Annotated in this window: 16 protein-coding genes; 6 read left to right on the top strand and 10 right to left on the bottom strand. The window is 44.3% G+C overall.

Annotated features, from left to right (window positions below; translation table 11 throughout):
• Window positions 1–90: 90 nt before the first annotated feature.
• The 10 genes from KI742_RS10780 to KI742_RS10735 all read right to left on the bottom strand — a co-directional run bounded on the left by KI742_RS10780 (window position 91) and on the right by KI742_RS10735 (window position 11,703).
• A complete protein-coding gene (locus tag KI742_RS10780) occupies window positions 91–660 on the bottom strand; it encodes a sugar transporter (RefSeq protein ID WP_250157927.1) in 570 nt (189 codons plus the stop codon).
• A complete protein-coding gene (locus tag KI742_RS10775) occupies window positions 642–902 on the bottom strand; it encodes a hypothetical protein (RefSeq protein ID WP_285385207.1) in 261 nt (86 codons plus the stop codon). Before KI742_RS10775 ends, KI742_RS10780 begins: the two co-directional genes overlap by 19 nt.
• Before the next feature lie 171 nt (window positions 903–1,073).
• The gene (locus tag KI742_RS10770) at window positions 1,074–4,058 is read right to left on the bottom strand and encodes a M6 family metalloprotease domain-containing protein (protein ID WP_213867082.1); all 2,985 of its coding nucleotides are present in this window, start codon (window positions 4,056–4,058) and stop codon (window positions 1,074–1,076) included.
• Window positions 4,059–4,418: 360 nt separating this feature from the next.
• Entirely contained in the window at window positions 4,419–5,786 is a 1,368-nt protein-coding gene (locus KI742_RS10765) for a TrkH family potassium uptake protein (RefSeq protein WP_203346033.1), read from the bottom strand.
• Window positions 5,783–6,445 (bottom strand): TrkA family potassium uptake protein, encoded by a 663-nt coding sequence (locus tag KI742_RS10760; protein WP_005388291.1) that lies wholly within the window; start codon window positions 6,443–6,445, stop codon window positions 5,783–5,785. Before KI742_RS10760 ends, KI742_RS10765 begins: the two co-directional genes overlap by 4 nt.
• Window positions 6,446–6,698: 253 nt before the next feature.
• Complete coding sequence (locus KI742_RS10755; protein ID WP_005382264.1) at window positions 6,699–7,907, bottom strand: DEAD/DEAH box helicase; 1,209 nt, start codon at window positions 7,905–7,907, stop codon at window positions 6,699–6,701.
• A 99-nt stretch (window positions 7,908–8,006) separates the two neighbouring features.
• Window positions 8,007–8,747, bottom strand: coding sequence for a transglycosylase SLT domain-containing protein (locus tag KI742_RS10750; protein ID WP_213867081.1), 741 nt, complete (start codon window positions 8,745–8,747; stop codon window positions 8,007–8,009).
• A gap of 210 nt (window positions 8,748–8,957) precedes the next feature.
• Entirely contained in the window at window positions 8,958–10,202 is a 1,245-nt protein-coding gene (locus tag KI742_RS10745; protein WP_213867080.1) for an NAD(P)/FAD-dependent oxidoreductase, read from the bottom strand.
• A 7-nt stretch (window positions 10,203–10,209) separates the two neighbouring features.
• On the bottom strand, window positions 10,210–11,277 hold the full coding sequence (locus tag KI742_RS10740) for a class I SAM-dependent methyltransferase (protein ID WP_033906896.1): 1,068 nt from the start codon (window positions 11,275–11,277) through the stop codon (window positions 10,210–10,212).
• A 27-nt stretch (window positions 11,278–11,304) separates the two neighbouring features.
• Window positions 11,305–11,703 (bottom strand): hypothetical protein, encoded by a 399-nt coding sequence (locus KI742_RS10735; protein WP_005382272.1) that lies wholly within the window; start codon window positions 11,701–11,703, stop codon window positions 11,305–11,307.
• Window positions 11,704–11,779: 76 nt separating this feature from the next.
• On the opposite strand from KI742_RS10735, the gene KI742_RS10730 reads away from it, so the two are divergent.
• The 6 genes from KI742_RS10730 to KI742_RS10705 are packed head-to-tail and all read left to right on the top strand — an operon-like array spanning window position 11,780 to window position 15,784.
• The gene (locus KI742_RS10730) at window positions 11,780–12,508 is read left to right on the top strand and encodes a beta-ketoacyl synthase chain length factor (protein ID WP_033906897.1); all 729 of its coding nucleotides are present in this window, start codon (window positions 11,780–11,782) and stop codon (window positions 12,506–12,508) included.
• The gene (locus KI742_RS10725; protein ID WP_005388305.1) at window positions 12,505–13,272 is read left to right on the top strand and encodes a 1-acyl-sn-glycerol-3-phosphate acyltransferase; all 768 of its coding nucleotides are present in this window, start codon (window positions 12,505–12,507) and stop codon (window positions 13,270–13,272) included. The genes KI742_RS10730 and KI742_RS10725 overlap by 4 nt, the downstream gene beginning before the upstream one ends.
• Before the next feature lie 13 nt (window positions 13,273–13,285).
• Window positions 13,286–13,546: a phosphopantetheine-binding protein gene (locus tag KI742_RS10720; RefSeq protein WP_005382278.1), complete on the top strand. Its 261-nt coding sequence runs from the start codon at window positions 13,286–13,288 to the stop codon at window positions 13,544–13,546.
• 15 nt (window positions 13,547–13,561) lie between these two features.
• Entirely contained in the window at window positions 13,562–13,819 is a 258-nt protein-coding gene (locus tag KI742_RS10715; protein WP_025766966.1) for an acyl carrier protein, read from the top strand.
• Entirely contained in the window at window positions 13,819–14,379 is a 561-nt protein-coding gene (locus KI742_RS10710; protein WP_132936505.1) for a hypothetical protein, read from the top strand. Before KI742_RS10715 ends, KI742_RS10710 begins: the two co-directional genes overlap by 1 nt.
• Window positions 14,380–14,383: 4 nt before the next feature.
• Window positions 14,384–15,784, top strand: coding sequence for an AMP-binding protein (locus KI742_RS10705; RefSeq protein WP_213867079.1), 1,401 nt, complete (start codon window positions 14,384–14,386; stop codon window positions 15,782–15,784).
• The last annotated feature ends 9 nt before the right edge of the window (window positions 15,785–15,793 follow it).

The following is a 15,793-nucleotide window of genomic DNA, read 5'->3' as shown; positions in this document are numbered from 1 at the left end:
TTGCGTGAATAACGTGAAGGCGGCAGGAAGGTATCAACCTGCCGCAGACCGTCTCCTAAACGGAGGTAGCATGTAAAAACGATCAAAGGGTTAAGCGGAAAATTCTTCACCCGTTTTTGGTGGCTGTGATGGCGTATCAAAACGAGCGCGTTCGATATCCACTACCGTTTTATAGCTCAACGATAACAATGCCAGCTGGTACGCGCCAAAAATACCATAGGCCACACCGACGAGGCTCAACATAAAGAGATTCGTAAAGTGGCTAAAGATCAGCTGACTGAGCAAGCCCGCCCCCAATGGAATTAGTCCCATCAAAATGAATACTTGTTTGTTGTATGGTCTGCTCTGATTCCACGAACGACGCAAACTGCGCGGCTGATGATCCATTGCAGTCGCTGGCAACACAAATGACCATCGCGCCATTACCCAATAGCCGGGAATGCTTGCAATCGTTGTGATAATAGCCATAGCAACAAAGTCGGCTTCACCACTTTCTGCAATGTAGATAAACGACAACACAAAGATCGGGATACCAATAACGAGCATCATCATCAGTCCAAACAGTATCCACCAGCCTATGAAACGGAATTCTCGCGCTGACAAACGAAATACATCCAACGCAGAGTGCATGTAATCGCCGGCTAAATAAATTCGATGCACACGCACAGCCGCCATAGCGGCAACAAGTGGGTACAAATAATTGTGACGAAATAAAATCCTGCGACATTGCCTTCTTGAACGTTCGCTTGATCTTGCCCCGTCATTTCAGGATACATAAAAGCAAAAATTGAGTGCACGATAATCAACGGAATACAAGCAATAACAATTGCGAGTAGATTCCTTCTCACCATCACTGCCGCTTCTCGGCATATTTCCGAAACAGAAAAGCCCTCGGTAGACATATAACATCCTTAGTTCATAAAAATCGGCCCCTAGGGTAACCGCAGAGTAGAAAAATCGCTTTAAAAATAATGAGAAACACATCTCATAAGACAATGAGAACGAAACCAAAATAGATCAGGTAAAAAATAAGCCACTCAATGTGAGTGGCTTATACCGCAATTAATACCGTTTTAGACGCGACGTCGCCAGCCTAATGTTGCAAGCAACATCAAAGCCCAATAAGAAACACTGCCGCTACCTTCAGAGTTCTTGAATGTCGTTGTCTTCAAAGAAGCAACAACCGTCACGATAACTTCCCCCGTAGCAGTGGCACCATGACCATCTGAAACCGTATATTGCAGCTTGATGCCGTCAGTAGGGCTATCCGGTGCTTGAAAACGGATTTTGCCATTCTCTACACTCGCACTTCCCACACCCGTTACGTTCTGTACGCTTTCTACAACCAGTTTATCGCCGTTCACATCCGAATCGTTGCTCGCTGCATCAATCAGAATACTTTCACCAACGGCAACGGTCGCCGTATCTGCAAGCGTAACTGGCGCTGCGTTTTTCATGGTTAAATCGACGGTAGCACTGGACGTTTCATTACTAGGATCAGTCACGGTTAAACGGAATGTCAGAACCTCACCCGCTTTTGCACCTTGAGGCACCGTAAAGCTTGTGCTAACACTGGTTGCATTGCCAAGAGAAACTGAAGTGCCAGCCAACTGCTCCCATTTATAACTCAACACATCACCATCAGCATCCGTACTATTTAACGCAGACAACGTGACTCGCTGCCCAACCGTCATGTCTTTATTATCAACATCAATCACGGCCACTGGCGCTTCGTTGCTGCCAAGCACTTCCACCTGCACATTCACGATTGAAGATGAGTACGCACCATCAACCGACAACAAACGATATTGGAAAGTGTCCAGACCAACGAAGTTAGCTTCAGGTTGGTACTGGTTGCCAGAGATGGTGCCGTGCTCAGGCTTCTGCACAATGTCCACATTGAACTGATACCCTACCGCCATGAAATCATTGTCCATCAGGTTCAGTTTGATTGGCGTATTTTTATTGGTTTGTAACGAATCAGATTTCGCTTCAACCAAGTTGCTCGCATCCACATTTAATAATGCTGCAAACGGAATATAAGAGAACCCGGCTTTTTCTAGACCAAACGTGCCAATCTCACTGTAATCACCAGTCCACATTACAGGTAGGGAGGCTTTTTCAGTTTTTAGCAAGCGGCCGAAGTCAAAGTTTGCATCAAATTGACCGCCTTCCAATTCAACGACCAATAAGTGCTGACCCGCACTCAATTGGCTTGATTGGGGGAATAAAATTCGAGATGACTTTTGGAAGTTACCTTGCTGTAAAAGCTCAGCGTTGTTTTGATTCAATATTAATCGATAGCCAATGTTTCCAGAAAATGGGAATCGCCAAACTCGATAAGTCATGTCACTTTGAGCGCTATCTCTTTGCGCATAAAGTTGAAGGCCATCAAGCTCTGTATCACTATTCAAGTCCAGTGACACCGCCAGAGTGTTACTCCCACTCGCGTACACATAACCTTGATGAAGAGAGTTCAGCCATGCTGATTTATTTGGTTCGTTTGTATGCTCAAGAGAAAAGCTACCACCGTTGGTGTTGCTGGCAATGTTGGAAATACGAACCCCAGTATCAAACCCTGTGATCGTTCTCAGACCCGGGGTCGATGTATCTGAAATGACATTGCCACCATTAGGGTATAAATCGTCAGCGTCACTCCTACCATCATTTTCTAACTCATTCAGACCATCAGCCTGCATGATTTGAACCTGCATCGCGCCAACATCATTAAAGCGGTTCTGGACATTGACCGACGTCGCCAGGATACCTTCAGCCGCCAATGCTCGGTCGTAACCGCTAAAGGTGCGATTTTCCAAGTAAACACGTGGGCCAAACTCTTTCAAGTACGGGTCGAGATACACCAGCTTGACATCGTCGTTGTTCACAGAAATAGGCGCTGGACTTTCATGAGTTACCGTTGGTACAACAAAACCAGCAGCGTGTTTGCTCCATGCACTCATGTTCACCGGAGTGTCACCAGCGTATGAATCTCCCGGTTTCTGCGCCCATGAACCGCCACCCATCACGCCCCAAGAGCCGATCGAGGCATCACTGTTCCTTGCGTACAAATCCGGTAAGCCAAGCATTAAGTGGCCAAGCTCGTGTACGATCACGCCCAACGTCGCTTGATGATCAACTTGATAGTCAGCGAACACACAATAGTCTGTGATCTTTTTACCATCTAGTGTGACATCATCGTGAGAGAATTTGTGCGGCCAAATCGCAGGACGGTTGAGAACCCCTGTTGAACGATCTCCCCCCGCAAAAATAAACATGACAGAGAGTTCTGACGGTTCTACGGTACCATTTTGATTGCTGTCGTAGGCCGAAAGATTAAAGTATGGATCCAGTTTTTGATAAGCCTCGGTGAAAACCGCATTCAACTTGGCGGTGCATGTCTTATCAGTCGAACTAGAGTGACAGTTAGGGTGGCTTTGTGCCACAGTCACATCTATCACACCGTCATTGGCGGTGCCGTAACTCTCAAGTGCAGGAACAACTTTGAATTTACCTTGAGAGTTTTTATCAAAGTAATCCACAACGCTTTGACCATTGGTATTAAATACGCGTTGCTCAAAATCATGCACCATTGCTTGGTCATCAAACGAAACTTGCACAACCAATAGGGGCTGCTGCTTCACCGTTGAACTGCTCATCGCCTGGTAACCTTGCGCCGAACGCAGTAGGTTTTTTCGTGCCATCGGCTCAATGGTTTTTAGAGAAGATAATTGCGGTTTAACTTGTAAATCCGGGCGAAACTTCGCCGACTCAGGTGGCTCACTCGACTGCGTTTTCACCACACCTGTCGAGATCAATATTGGCGTGTCTGACTCGCGCTGAATCTGCGCGAAAAACCAAACGCCGTCTTCCTGAAGTAAGGCATTGCCCTGCTTATCTTCAAACCAGTGGAAATCTGCCGTTCCACGTAGAATTGCCTCACTGGAGCTACCATCGCTCAACGCAATAGTATGCCAAACCGGCGATGGCGGAGTAGTTGCCATGCTCTTCCCTGCAAGAAGCGCAGTTAGCATAGCCATGGCGAGTGTGTTGAATTTCAAAGTACGACTCCATCTTTTCGATTCGTTCATTCATACCAAGCACAACAAACACAAAGTAACCCTATGGGCATAGAGTAAGACTGAGTGACTATTGACGAAGGCTGGTATCAATTCGCTCAGATAACACGACGTAGTTTGGTGTCACACTACAAAAGCGTCGGATTCCAAAACGCTGTTATGAGCGTAGCTTCTGAGAATATAAATTGAGTGAATGAATAGTATCGAAACGAAAGGAAGAAGAAATGAACTTCTACGAATTTATAGGTAAAACTGGGCAACATTCCACATATTCTATAAATGTACGAGCACTGCTATTAATCAATGCTCGTAGTGGTCGCGCGGCCATTGTTTAACGCTATATTAACCTGTAAGAACGGCGTCTTCTGGGTATTTGACCAAGGTAGGTTCAGGACGTGCCAACATGTAGGCAAGCGTGAGCGGCCCAATACGACCAATGATCATCACCACGATCATAATGTATTTACCAGGTTCAGAAAGTTCCGCAGTCAAACCTGCGGTGAGCCCCACTGTGGCAAATGCGGAAATGGTTTCAAACATAACTTTATCAAAGCTGGCCTTCTCGGTAAGCATCAATAAAAACATTGCGCTTGTCAGGATGGCTCCGCTCACAACGATAATTGCCAATGACTTAGTCACAGTTTGCCAATTTATGGTTCGCTTAAACATAACCACATGTTTCTTTTGGCGTAAAAAGGTCCACGTAGCCATAAACGCAACAGCAAATGTGGAAACTTTAATACCGCCCCCCGTTGAGGTGGAACCCGCTCCAATTAACATCAGAACAATCATGACCAGTAAGGCTGGCTGAGTAAACAGCGCCAAGTCAACACTATTAAACCCTGCCGTTCGAGCACTCGCAGATTGAAAGAATGCCGCCAACCATTGCCCTGTTGCAGGTAAAGACGCCATTGTGTTTGGGTTGCTTCGCTCAAGTAACCAAAACAGCATCGTTCCGACTAAGAGCAATATCGGTGTCGCAATCAGCATGATTTTGGTGTGAAGATGCAAAAAGTGGAAACCTTTGCGCCAGTTTAGCCAGATGTCACCCACAACAGTAAAACCAAGCCCGCCAAAAATGAATAGCCCCGCCAGTGTAAAGATAACCAACGGATCATTCACAAAGCTCATCATACTGTCAGAAAACAGCGCGAACCCAGCGTTGTTAAATGCAGAAATTGCATGAAACAAGGCGTAAAACATACCAGTCTGCCAGCCCATTTCAGGGACCCAGCGGATAGAGAGAAAAATAAACCCGACCGTTTCTGCAACAAGCGCGAAAACAACAATCCGCTTTACTAGTCGGTTTAGATTGACTTGCCGATCTTGCCCTAATGCTTCTTTCGCCAGCGCTTGTTGACGCAAACTCAAACGCACGCCGAACATATAGAGTAAGACCGCCGACAACGTCATCTGCCCCAACCCACCGATTTGCATTAAAAACATCAGCAAGATTTTACCCGCAAGCGTAAAGTGTTGCCCAGTATCGACAACACCAAGCCCTGTCACACTAATAGCGGACGTTGCGGTAAACAAAGCATCCGTTATCGACAGGCCCGTAACAGAAAATACTGGCAAGGTTAGCAATACCGCAGAAGGCAGTAAAACACCGAGAAAACTGAGCAATATAATTCGCGGTTCATTGCCTTTCGCTTTCTCTTGTTTACCATCTGGTGCGTAAAAAACACCTTTCTGATGAAAATACGTCATAGCGATTTTAATTTATTTGCGAGCGCATCTTGAGGGCCGACCACAATAATTAGGTCACCAATTTCTAGTGTGGTATTAAGGTCAGGTGCCTTGGTAATTTCTGGGCCCCGTTTAAACCCTAGCACTTGCACGCCATCGACTTTGCACAGAGCCAAATCACTTAGTGTCTTACCCATCCAACGAGAGCCAATCACAAACTCCGTCATAGCTAAGCCACTGCCTAATGGGTGGAACTCAAGAACCCGTTTATCGAGCATTTTACGCGCGACACGTATCCCCATGTCACGCTCAGGCATGATAATGTGGTCTGCGCCAATTTTTTGCAGAACACGAGCTTGGAAGCGGTCGTTGGCTTTAACCCATACTGACTTTACTCCCGCCTCTTTAGCAATCAATGTCGCAAGAATACTGGCATTGACATCCGCTCCGATGGCAATCATCACCATGTCGTAATCATCAAGTTTGAGCTCAGCAACCGTCTCTTCGTGAGTACAGTTAGCCACAACCGCCTGACTAACAAAACTGGCGGCTTCTTTAACTCTGTCTTCGTTGATGTCAACGGCTAAAACTTGAGCGCCTGAATCTTGTAACTCTTTACACACTGCCAAACCAAATCGGCCAAGACCAATAACGGCGAATTGCTTATCACCTGTTTTCATTTGTGCCCCATCTTATTATGCATTCATTAGCAAGCAAAAAAGTTTGCGCCCATTCCTTACCTTGTGCAAACCTGCGGACAGATAATTGACAAAAGCTTAACGCACCTTGATTCACTTTACGTGTTAAGCGTATGACACTGATTAACTTTTTTCCTCATTACCGAATAGAAACCGTCGCGATGGCTACATAATTGGATGCCTTAAAACGCAAAAAGCCGCAAGAATGCGGCTTTTAGATCATGGGATAAACTGGCTATTTTGATTCGCGCTTATCGTGCGGTTTACGTTTATTCTTAGGCACGTAATTTAAAATTGAAATTGGTACTGGCTTTCTTGGCGCAAAACCTTCAATTTCCACTCGCTCTAGCAAGTGCCCTAAACGACTTTCAATCATGCAGAGGTTCTTAAAGTCGTCTTTTGAAACCAGTGATATCGCCTCACCTTTCGCGCCAGCACGACCTGTACGACCAATACGATGTACATACTCATCCGCTGGGTAAGGTAAATCGTAGTTGATGACAACTGGCAGATTATCAATATCAATACCGCGCGCAGCAACGCCGGTTGCGACTAAGTACTGGATTTCACCCGCTTTAAACTTTTCTATTAATTCCTGGCGAACACGCTGATTACGGCCACTGTGGAATGCTTCTGCCACAATGCCACGTTTCTCAAGTTGGCTTACCAGTTTGGCTGCGCCGTGTTTAGTTTCAATAAATACCAGTACTTGCGACCAGTCATTTTCTTTAAGCAAGTGACTTAACAGCGACGACTTCATGTCTTTATCGACGGTCGTGATCCACTGTTTAATATTTGATTTTGAGGCACTGTGCTTTGCAATCGTGATCTCTTCAGGATCAATAATCGCATTTTTCGCCAAGTCACGAACAGGGTTAGATAACGTCGCTGAGAACAGCAAACTTTGCACATGTTCTGGCATACAGTCGACGATTTTGTCGATCGCATCGATGAATCCCATATCCAACATTTTGTCGGCTTCATCAAGCACTAGCATTTCCACTTCATCAAAGTGAATCGCGCGTTGACCGTACAGATCAATCAAGCGCCCAGGCGTGCTTACCACAATATCGACCCCCTCGATCAAGGCTTGTTTTTGTGGTGCATAATCCACACCACCAAACATCGCCATTGAGCGTAATGGTAAGTTTTTACCATAAGCTTCAATACTTTGATGAACCTGAAGCGCAAGTTCGCGTGTTGGCGTTAGGATAATCGCACGAGCGCGTTTTTTACGTTGCGTTTCGCCTCGACTAAGCTTTTCTAAGATTGGCAGAACAAAACTGGCCGTTTTACCTGTGCCCGTTTGCGCTGCTGCAATTAAATTGCGGCCACGCAATACGATTGGAATGGCTTTTTGTTGGATAGAAGTGGGTTTTTCATAACCTAGCGCTTTTACTGCATCAGCAATCGATGCGCTTAAACCAAGCTTAGAAAATGGCATAGAAAGGTCTCAACAGAGGAAATGGGCGCGTAGTGTATCAGAATCCCCGTGAAGTAACAGAAGGATTCATGCGCGAAAAACTAGGAACATGACACAATCTTAGCCCATGAAATTGGGCTGCAAACCTTTTTCTAATTTTTGCCTCACTTTGTAGGAAACATCATTAAGCGTGATTTTCCCCGTGTTGTGGCGATCGATACCTGCATTCTGTCGATAGGCAATTGAGCCTTGTCTGAACAAAACGAAAGACGGCGGTTTACCAATCGCAGCAGGGTAGAGAATGGCCATGTAAGCATCTTCTAAGCTATTAATTTTATTTCGATAGGGCCAATAGTACGCTTTCACATAGTCAAGTTGTTCAAGCGCGCTCATTCTCGCAAGAGTCTTTGTGTTCACTCCTAATGATTCTGCGGTAGAGGGCATAAATTGAATTAACCCTGTAGCCCCGCTTCCGGAACCATTTTTGATGCTTGGACTGAAAGTTTCAGCAGTTTCAAATGCCATGCACGCCATAAGATGATTAGGATTGATCTTTAGCTCTTTACTAATACGAATGACTTTAGATTTGAACTCTGGAGAAACTTTACCTCCCCACGCTACCGCGTTCTCGGGATCTGCAATCGAAGAGACCGTTGATGCGTCATGTTCTTCGACAATTTTAGAAAGTAGAGGAAGCGTTTGGCGTAGTCGATGGCTCGAACTCACCAAGCGAATTGATTTGGTAAGAAACTTGTCTTTTTTTTGGTGTAGTTTTTGGAACTTTACTAACTTATACAGTTGCTTATAAACCGTTTTCACAACGAAGCCGGATGTAGGGAACACTCTCAGAATGTAATCCATTTCCTACAAATTTAATATAAATATCAGCAACAGGAATTCTAGATGTGATCAATGTCACCATAAAAATTCTCAAATTCGATACACACCGATGTAAGTGGTCAATGTGTCTCCAACACGCTAGAAGTAAAAGTAAAGAGGCATTAAAAAGGTCTTACCAATTTTTTGGTAAGACCTAGGTTTACTGATTCTCGGATAAGCGAATGTATATTCTTACAGTTCAGCTTCCCGAACCAGTTCTGCAAGCGTCGACAAACGCTGCTCACTTTGTTTTACGTAAGGATTATTCGTATCCCAAGCATATCCAGCCAAAATCGCACTAATCATCTGTTTAATACGTGGGTTCGGGTTTTGATAGAAAATCACATCTTGCAACGTGCCGTTGTACCAGCCTTCCACATAAGTGCGGAATGTGTTCACTCCCACCATTAAGCGTTGCGAGTACTCTTCTTGCCAATCAACCTTTTCACCATTCAGCTGACGAACCACGCAGTCCGCTGCAAAGTCTGCCGATTTCATGGCGATAGTGACACCCGATGAAAATACAGGATCAAGAAACTCACCTGCATTACCAAGCAACGCGTAGTGCTCTGTCGCTAAACGTTTGACGTTAGCAGAATAGCCACCCAACTCGCCTGCTGGATTCGGGTAATTCGCATTTCGCAACAAAGAAGCCAAACCCGGCTCTTCATTGGCTAACTGCTGCAACGCTGCAATCTTATCTTCTGGGTATTGTTCGAAAAATTCTGGCTCACCCACCACACCAAACGAACAAGTACCATTAGAGAATGGGATTAGCCAGTACCATACGTCGTGATTTTCAGGATGAACTGAAATTAAAATTTTGTTGCGATCGTATTCCGGCTCTTGGGGAGAGATATGATCTTCGATATGGGTAAAGATCGCTTTTCTAGGCGGAAGACAAGAAGGTTCTTCTAGCTCCAACAAGCGTGGCAAAACACGCCCAAAGCCACTTGCATCCAACACAAAATCTGCTTCGATTTGATAAGCCTTCTTATTTGAGTCGAGCACTTCTAATCGAGACTTTTTCCCTTCAAACACTAGGTTGAGCAGCTCATGCTGATAGCGAATCTCTACGCCTTGCTCTTCAGCGCTATCTGCCAATACTTTATCAAAGTTGGCACGTTGAACCTGAAACGTCGTGCCCGGTCCTGGCGTGTATTTGTTTGTAAAGTCGAACTGGGTGTATACGCCATTACGACGAAATGCAGCACCATCTTTATACTGGAAGCCAAACTGCTTTACTGCATTGGTCATTCCTGCTTGTTCAACAACTTCCATACATGCAGGGAGCAGGCTTTCTCCTATGGAAAAGCGTGGAAAAGTCGCTTTTTCTAAGACAACAACATCTATGCCACGCGATTTTAATAACGCAGAAACGGTTGAACCTGATGGCCCCGCTCCTACGACAACAACTTGCTTGAGCTCTGTTTTCATTCTGAATTTAGTTTGCTTGTAGTTTTAATAAGGTATGACCAAGGCCAATATTGTCGGTTCTTTCAACGACAGATAAACCTGCCGCTTCGACAATTTCTAAGAAATCATCACTGCGATAAAAGCGACTATTACCGTTAGCTAAACAGGTAAAATAAAGAGAAGTGGCATTAAGGCTATAGGAAGCTCCCGCGTATTTTTGAGCATCCCAAAACAGCTCCAATACGTAAATAGTATCTCCCTTCGTTAACTGGGCTTTAACTTTTTTAAGGATATTGAGGATCTCAATTGGGGAAAAGCAATCCAAGAACTGGCTCATCCACCAAACGTCAGCATGCTCCGGCAATGTTTGTGCTTTATCAAGCATGTTTGCAGGGTATGGACGTACACGCTCGACGAACTGATTTTTTGAAACATTCTTCATCGCTACTTCTAATTGCTGCGGTAAATCAACAATCGTCACTTGAACGTCAGGGTCATGTTTACAACACTGAATCGCCCATTTTCCCGTATTTCCGCCAATATCCACAAGATGCTTTGGCTTGCTTGCAAATACCTCTTTAAGCAGAAGCGGGAACGAGCGATCCGAATAGAAATGATCGAACTTAAACCAGCTCTGTTTGGCTTGTTCTGGTAACGTCGATAGACCTTGATAGATGGTCTCCCAATTGCCCAACTCTTTCAAACCAGACGGTTTACCTTCTTGAATTGCTTCCGTCAAATGCATCATCGCGGCGTAACAAACATCTGCCGTAAAATCCATGTTTGCATTCGTCATACCATCATGAAGAAGGTAAAAACCAAGGTTTGCAAGCGAATAGTTAGGTCGTTCCCATAAAACAATATGCGCACTAATCGCCATATCCAACAGTACTTTAACACCATATTCTGATACTCCCGTTTTCTCGGCAATATCTGTGGCACTCATGCCTTGAGCGCCAGCGCTGTCTAAAGCGGCTAAAATACCTAAATCTCGAAGCGTTTTGGCGGTCTGGAACACGATTGGTGCAAAAGATAACTTCTGAGCTTCTGTCTTCGCTTCAAAAGCATTAAAAGGGTCATTATTTTGATTTAACACGGAAAAACCTAACTGCAATTAATAGTTTTATTGTTGAGATTGATTGCCCAACAATGCAATAGCTCGCTGAATATCAACATTCAAGTTGTTTACCCAACGATTGTAATTGCGGTGGATTTTGCCATCACTTGCTTTGAGATTTACTGAGTTGAGATAAATAATTGAGTAATATTTATTATTGTATGGGATTTTTACTTCTGCAGAGTGTTTACGAACGTGGATTTTTGCAATAAGAACACCAGGGCTTACTTCTTCGATCGTCCAGCCTCGGTTAGTTGCTGATTGCACTATGGCCATTTTTACTTGTTTATTTTGAAGATCATAAGCAACTGGAGTATCCTCCACATTCATTACAGGTTGTACTCGTCCACAACCAACAAGAAGCAAAGTTAATAATAACGAGACATACAGCTTAAAACGCGACATGATAATTTCCTTTTTATTGTGAATTTGGGTCAACCCCAATTTGTATCGAGCTGTAAAATAAACAATTTAACCCAATATGCCAAACTCGAAGATCAACATTTCGTTCAATATTGATGCGTGGACAGCGAATTCATTCGGTTTATCCGAATCCAATGAATGGAAACAATGGGCAACAGAGATAAAATGGCCAGAAGATGGCAAAATCAATGTTGCAAATATTCCTGCGATGATGCGCAGAAGAATGAGCCCACTCAGTAAACTGGCGGTACAAACTGCAATCGAAATACTTAATCAACATCAAGTTGATTACCTTGTATTTTCAAGCCGTCATGGTGAACTGCATCGCAGCGTCGCACTAGTTGAAGATATAATTAATGGAGAAGAGGCGTCTCCGATGGCTTTTTCTCAATCGGTGCACAATACCGCCGCAGGGCTTGCCACTATCGCAACTAAACAACCCATTCCCCTAACTTCTATCGCTGCGGCAGAAAACACATTCCAAAGCGCAATATTAGAAGCATGGCTGTTTTTGTCCGACAATCCTGACAAAAAAGTACTGCTTGTTGATTTTGATGAGCCTATGCCTGACTCTTACTTAGAATATGAAAACCAACAATACAAAGGGTTTGGACTTGGCTTGATACTTTCTCATGGAGACAAGTTCGCGATACAAAGCTCCATAAACGCAGAACGTTCGGGTCATCCTCTTCCTCAAGGTTTAGTATTTTTGCAACAATACTTGTTAGATAAAAGCCAGTGGACTATTTTCGCTCCGCAACAAGCTTGGGAATGGCACAAAAAATGACTCGCTTAAATCAGTATTGGCGTGTGCTAGCAACAGGCTTTTGTTTTTCAGTATTTGGGTTAGGTGGTTTAGTACTGAGTTTCATTGTTATTCCGACCATTCGTATTTTTGTTTCAGACCAAACGGAACGCGAATATAAAGTTCAGGGTGCGATTCGATATTCATTCAACACATTTTGTAAATTGATGAAGCTAAGTGGCGCAATCGATTATCAAATTATTGGTGCCGATATTCTTCAACAAGATCGTAATTGTTTAATTGTTGCCAACCACCCTAGTTTAATCGATTACGTTCTCATTGCTTCACAATTAAATCGCTGCGACTGTTTAGTAAAATCGGCAATATGGTCGAATCCTTTTATGAAGCACATCGTAAAAGCAGCCGGATATATTCCCAATGAAGCACCGGATGATTTATTAGCACTCTGTGATGAACGATTTAACAAAGGCAACGTGTTGCTTATATTTCCTGAAGGAACAAGAACAACACCAGGTGTAGAGCCGAAATTACAACGCGGTGCAGCACAAATTGCGGTAAGAACAGAACGAGATTTAAGAGTTGTCCATATTACGGTAACGCCAAGTTTCCTCACAAAAGAGAAAAAATGGTATCAAGTACCGGCAACAAAGCCCTTTTTCAGGGTTGAAGTTAAGGATAAAGTTGAGATTACCCCCTTTATAAAGCAAACTACGTCGCCGACAATAGCGGCGCGACGCTTACAACAGCACCTAGCTGAAAACATTTTTCCAGAAAACTTTTATTAATAAGCAGGTCCCAGTGGAACAGTTACACAACGACATTAAGCAACTTATTATTGATGCTTTAAACCTTGAAGATTTAACCGTAGATGATATTGAAACGGATGCACCACTTTTTGGTGATGGACTTGGCTTAGATTCTATCGACGCGCTTGAGCTTGGACTCGCAATAAAAAAACAATACAACATCGTTATTGATGCCGACGACTCAAATACGCGCGAACACTTTGCGTCTGTAGCAAATCTAGCGAAATACGTTTCTTCTCAAACTAATGAATAAGTTGTAGGTATATTCATGACTGATGTAAATAAAGATCAAGTATTTGAACAAGTTAAAGATGCGCTTGTTGAGCTGTTCGAAATTGATGCAGCCGACATTCAATCAGATGCGCACTTATACCAAGATCTCGATCTTGATAGCATTGACGCCGTTGATTTGGTCGTACACCTACAGAATGTCACTGGCAAAAAAATCAAGCCGGCAGAGTTTAGTACAGTAAGAACCGTCGACGATGTGGTTAACGCTGTTACTGAGTTATTGAAGGAAAGTTAATGCGCCAATTGCTGACTGGTCTGTCTGCAATTGTACTGTTTGCCTACCCCTTCGCCGTCTATTTCGGTATAGATAAATTTGGCTTGAACTTAGTTGGGGGCTTGTTAATTGCTGCGTTACTTTTGCGTGTTTTCGTCGCAAATAAGACCCCACTAAAAGAGTTTAAGTTCTTGGCGCTCGTTACGGGCGCTGTTGGCATTGTCCTAATTACGCTTGGCATGGTGTTTAAACAACATGGGTGGCTTCAGTTTTACCCTGTCGTTGTCAATGTATGTATGCTGTGTGTATTTGGACTGAGCTTAAAACAGCCGCAATCGATCATAGAGAGGCTTGCTCGCTTGCAAGAACCCGACCTTCCGGCTAGTGGCGTGACTTACACTCGCAAAGTGACGATGGTTTGGTGCGCCTTTTTTACGCTCAACGCTGCTGTTGCACTCTATACCTGTTTCCTACCAGTAAAAATATGGACGCTTTATAACGGCCTCATCAGCTACTTACTTGCTGGTGGCTTGTTCGCTGGAGAATGGATCGTGCGTCAATTTGTTCGAAAGGAACACTAATCGTATGAATACAACGTATTCGAGCTTTACCTCCCTAGCGACCTTGTTCATCGCAGAGAGTTCTGAGCAATCCCCAGTCTCTTACGAGCGCGACACGGTTATCACGTGGGGTGATTTCCAGCAGCACGTCGCAACACTTGCTCAGCAGTTAGAAACCCAACCAACGCAAAACATTGCGTTGTGTTTTGGCAACAGCTACCTGTTTGCCGTTGGCTTTTTTGCTTGTTGTTATGCAGGAAAATCCATTGTATTACCTGGTAATTACCAACCAGAAGCACTCAAAGAGCTCAGTGAGCACTACGATTTGTTGCTGCATGATGCCGATGTCTCGGTTCCAGAACTGGTGAGCTCGCTTTTGATCGAAGCTCAATCATTGCTAGAAACCACCGTGATTAACGAGCCAGAGGCCAAACAACCTTATTTTTGGCGAGAATTAAACCTAGCGGAAATACCGATAACGCTATTCACTTCGGGTTCAAGCGGCACACCAAAAGCCATTGCAAAAACGCTTAAACAGCTCGATATCGAAGTTTCTATTCTAGATAACCTATGGGGCGACACAGTTGCCAACACACGCGTTGAAAGCACCGTTTCTCATCAACACATTTACGGCTTGCTGTTCCGCGTATTGTGGCCTTTGTGCTCTGCACGTCCATTTTCAGCACACAACCTAGAGTTCCCAGAGCAAATTGTCCATCACGCCGATGCTGACACCACGCTAGTAAGTAGCCCTGCGTTACTTAAACGACTCAGTGAAGAGCACGATCCGGTTGCGATTCGGTGTGTATTTTCTTCTGGTGGCCCCTTGCCAAACCAAGCGGCGCAGCACAGCCAGCAGTTGTTTGGGTCACTTCCTATTGAAGTTTTTGGCAGCACAGAAACCGGCGGCATTGCTTACCGTCAGCAGCACGAAGCCAGTACTCCCTGGACGTTATTCCCTGGTGTTGAAGCCGAGCTTAACCATGAAAATTGTTTAAAGCTCCGCTCGCCACACATTGATGAAAACACTTGGTACCAAACTGCGGATGAATGCTATTTCCATGATAGTATTTCTTTTGAATTGCGTGGACGCACTGACCGAATCGTCAAAGTCGAAGAAAAGCGTATTTCCCTTGTCGAAGTGGAAAAACGTTTAGAGCAATTGCCGTGGGTTCAAGAAAGCGTGGTGATCCCAATGGAAGAATCTGGTCGCCTCACGTTAGTCTCAATCATCGTACTTAACGATAAAGGCGGTGATGTGCTTGATGAACTTGGTAAAGGCAAGTTTTGGCTTGAACTTCGCAAGGCACTGCGCAATTGGTTAGAACCGATCGCTATCCCGAGAAAATTCCGAGTGGTCGACGAAATTCCATTGAACAGCCAAGGCAAACGCCAAGTTGCTGAAATTGAAAAACTATTCCAATAAAGCTAGTAA

Origin of the sequence: Vibrio sp. D417a, from assembly GCF_030248595.1 — a bacterium.
GTDB classification, from domain to species: domain Bacteria; phylum Pseudomonadota; class Gammaproteobacteria; order Enterobacterales; family Vibrionaceae; genus Vibrio; species Vibrio alginolyticus.
The sequence above is the reverse complement of the archived record's forward strand: the minus strand, read 5'-3'. Positions and strand labels throughout refer to the sequence as shown.

Coding starts and splice junctions, on each gene's coding strand:
- KI742_RS10775 (WP_285385207.1), bottom strand. CDS start 902: ATGTCTACCGAGGGCTTTTCTGTTTCGGAAATATGCCGAGAAGCGGCA.
- KI742_RS10705 (WP_213867079.1), top strand. CDS start 14,384: ATGAATACAACGTATTCGAGCTTTACCTCCCTAGCGACCTTGTTCATC.
- KI742_RS10755 (WP_005382264.1), bottom strand. CDS start 7,907: ATGCCATTTTCTAAGCTTGGTTTAAGCGCATCGATTGCTGATGCAGTA.
- KI742_RS10725 (WP_005388305.1), top strand. CDS start 12,505: ATGACTCGCTTAAATCAGTATTGGCGTGTGCTAGCAACAGGCTTTTGT.
- KI742_RS10735 (WP_005382272.1), bottom strand. CDS start 11,703: ATGTCGCGTTTTAAGCTGTATGTCTCGTTATTATTAACTTTGCTTCTT.
- KI742_RS10765 (WP_203346033.1), bottom strand. CDS start 5,786: ATGACGTATTTTCATCAGAAAGGTGTTTTTTACGCACCAGATGGTAAA.
- KI742_RS10745 (WP_213867080.1), bottom strand. CDS start 10,202: ATGAAAACAGAGCTCAAGCAAGTTGTTGTCGTAGGAGCGGGGCCATCA.
- KI742_RS10730 (WP_033906897.1), top strand. CDS start 11,780: ATGCCAAACTCGAAGATCAACATTTCGTTCAATATTGATGCGTGGACA.
- KI742_RS10760 (WP_005388291.1), bottom strand. CDS start 6,445: ATGAAAACAGGTGATAAGCAATTCGCCGTTATTGGTCTTGGCCGATTT.
- KI742_RS10750 (WP_213867081.1), bottom strand. CDS start 8,747: ATGGATTACATTCTGAGAGTGTTCCCTACATCCGGCTTCGTTGTGAAA.
- KI742_RS10710 (WP_132936505.1), top strand. CDS start 13,819: ATGCGCCAATTGCTGACTGGTCTGTCTGCAATTGTACTGTTTGCCTAC.
- KI742_RS10715 (WP_025766966.1), top strand. CDS start 13,562: ATGACTGATGTAAATAAAGATCAAGTATTTGAACAAGTTAAAGATGCG.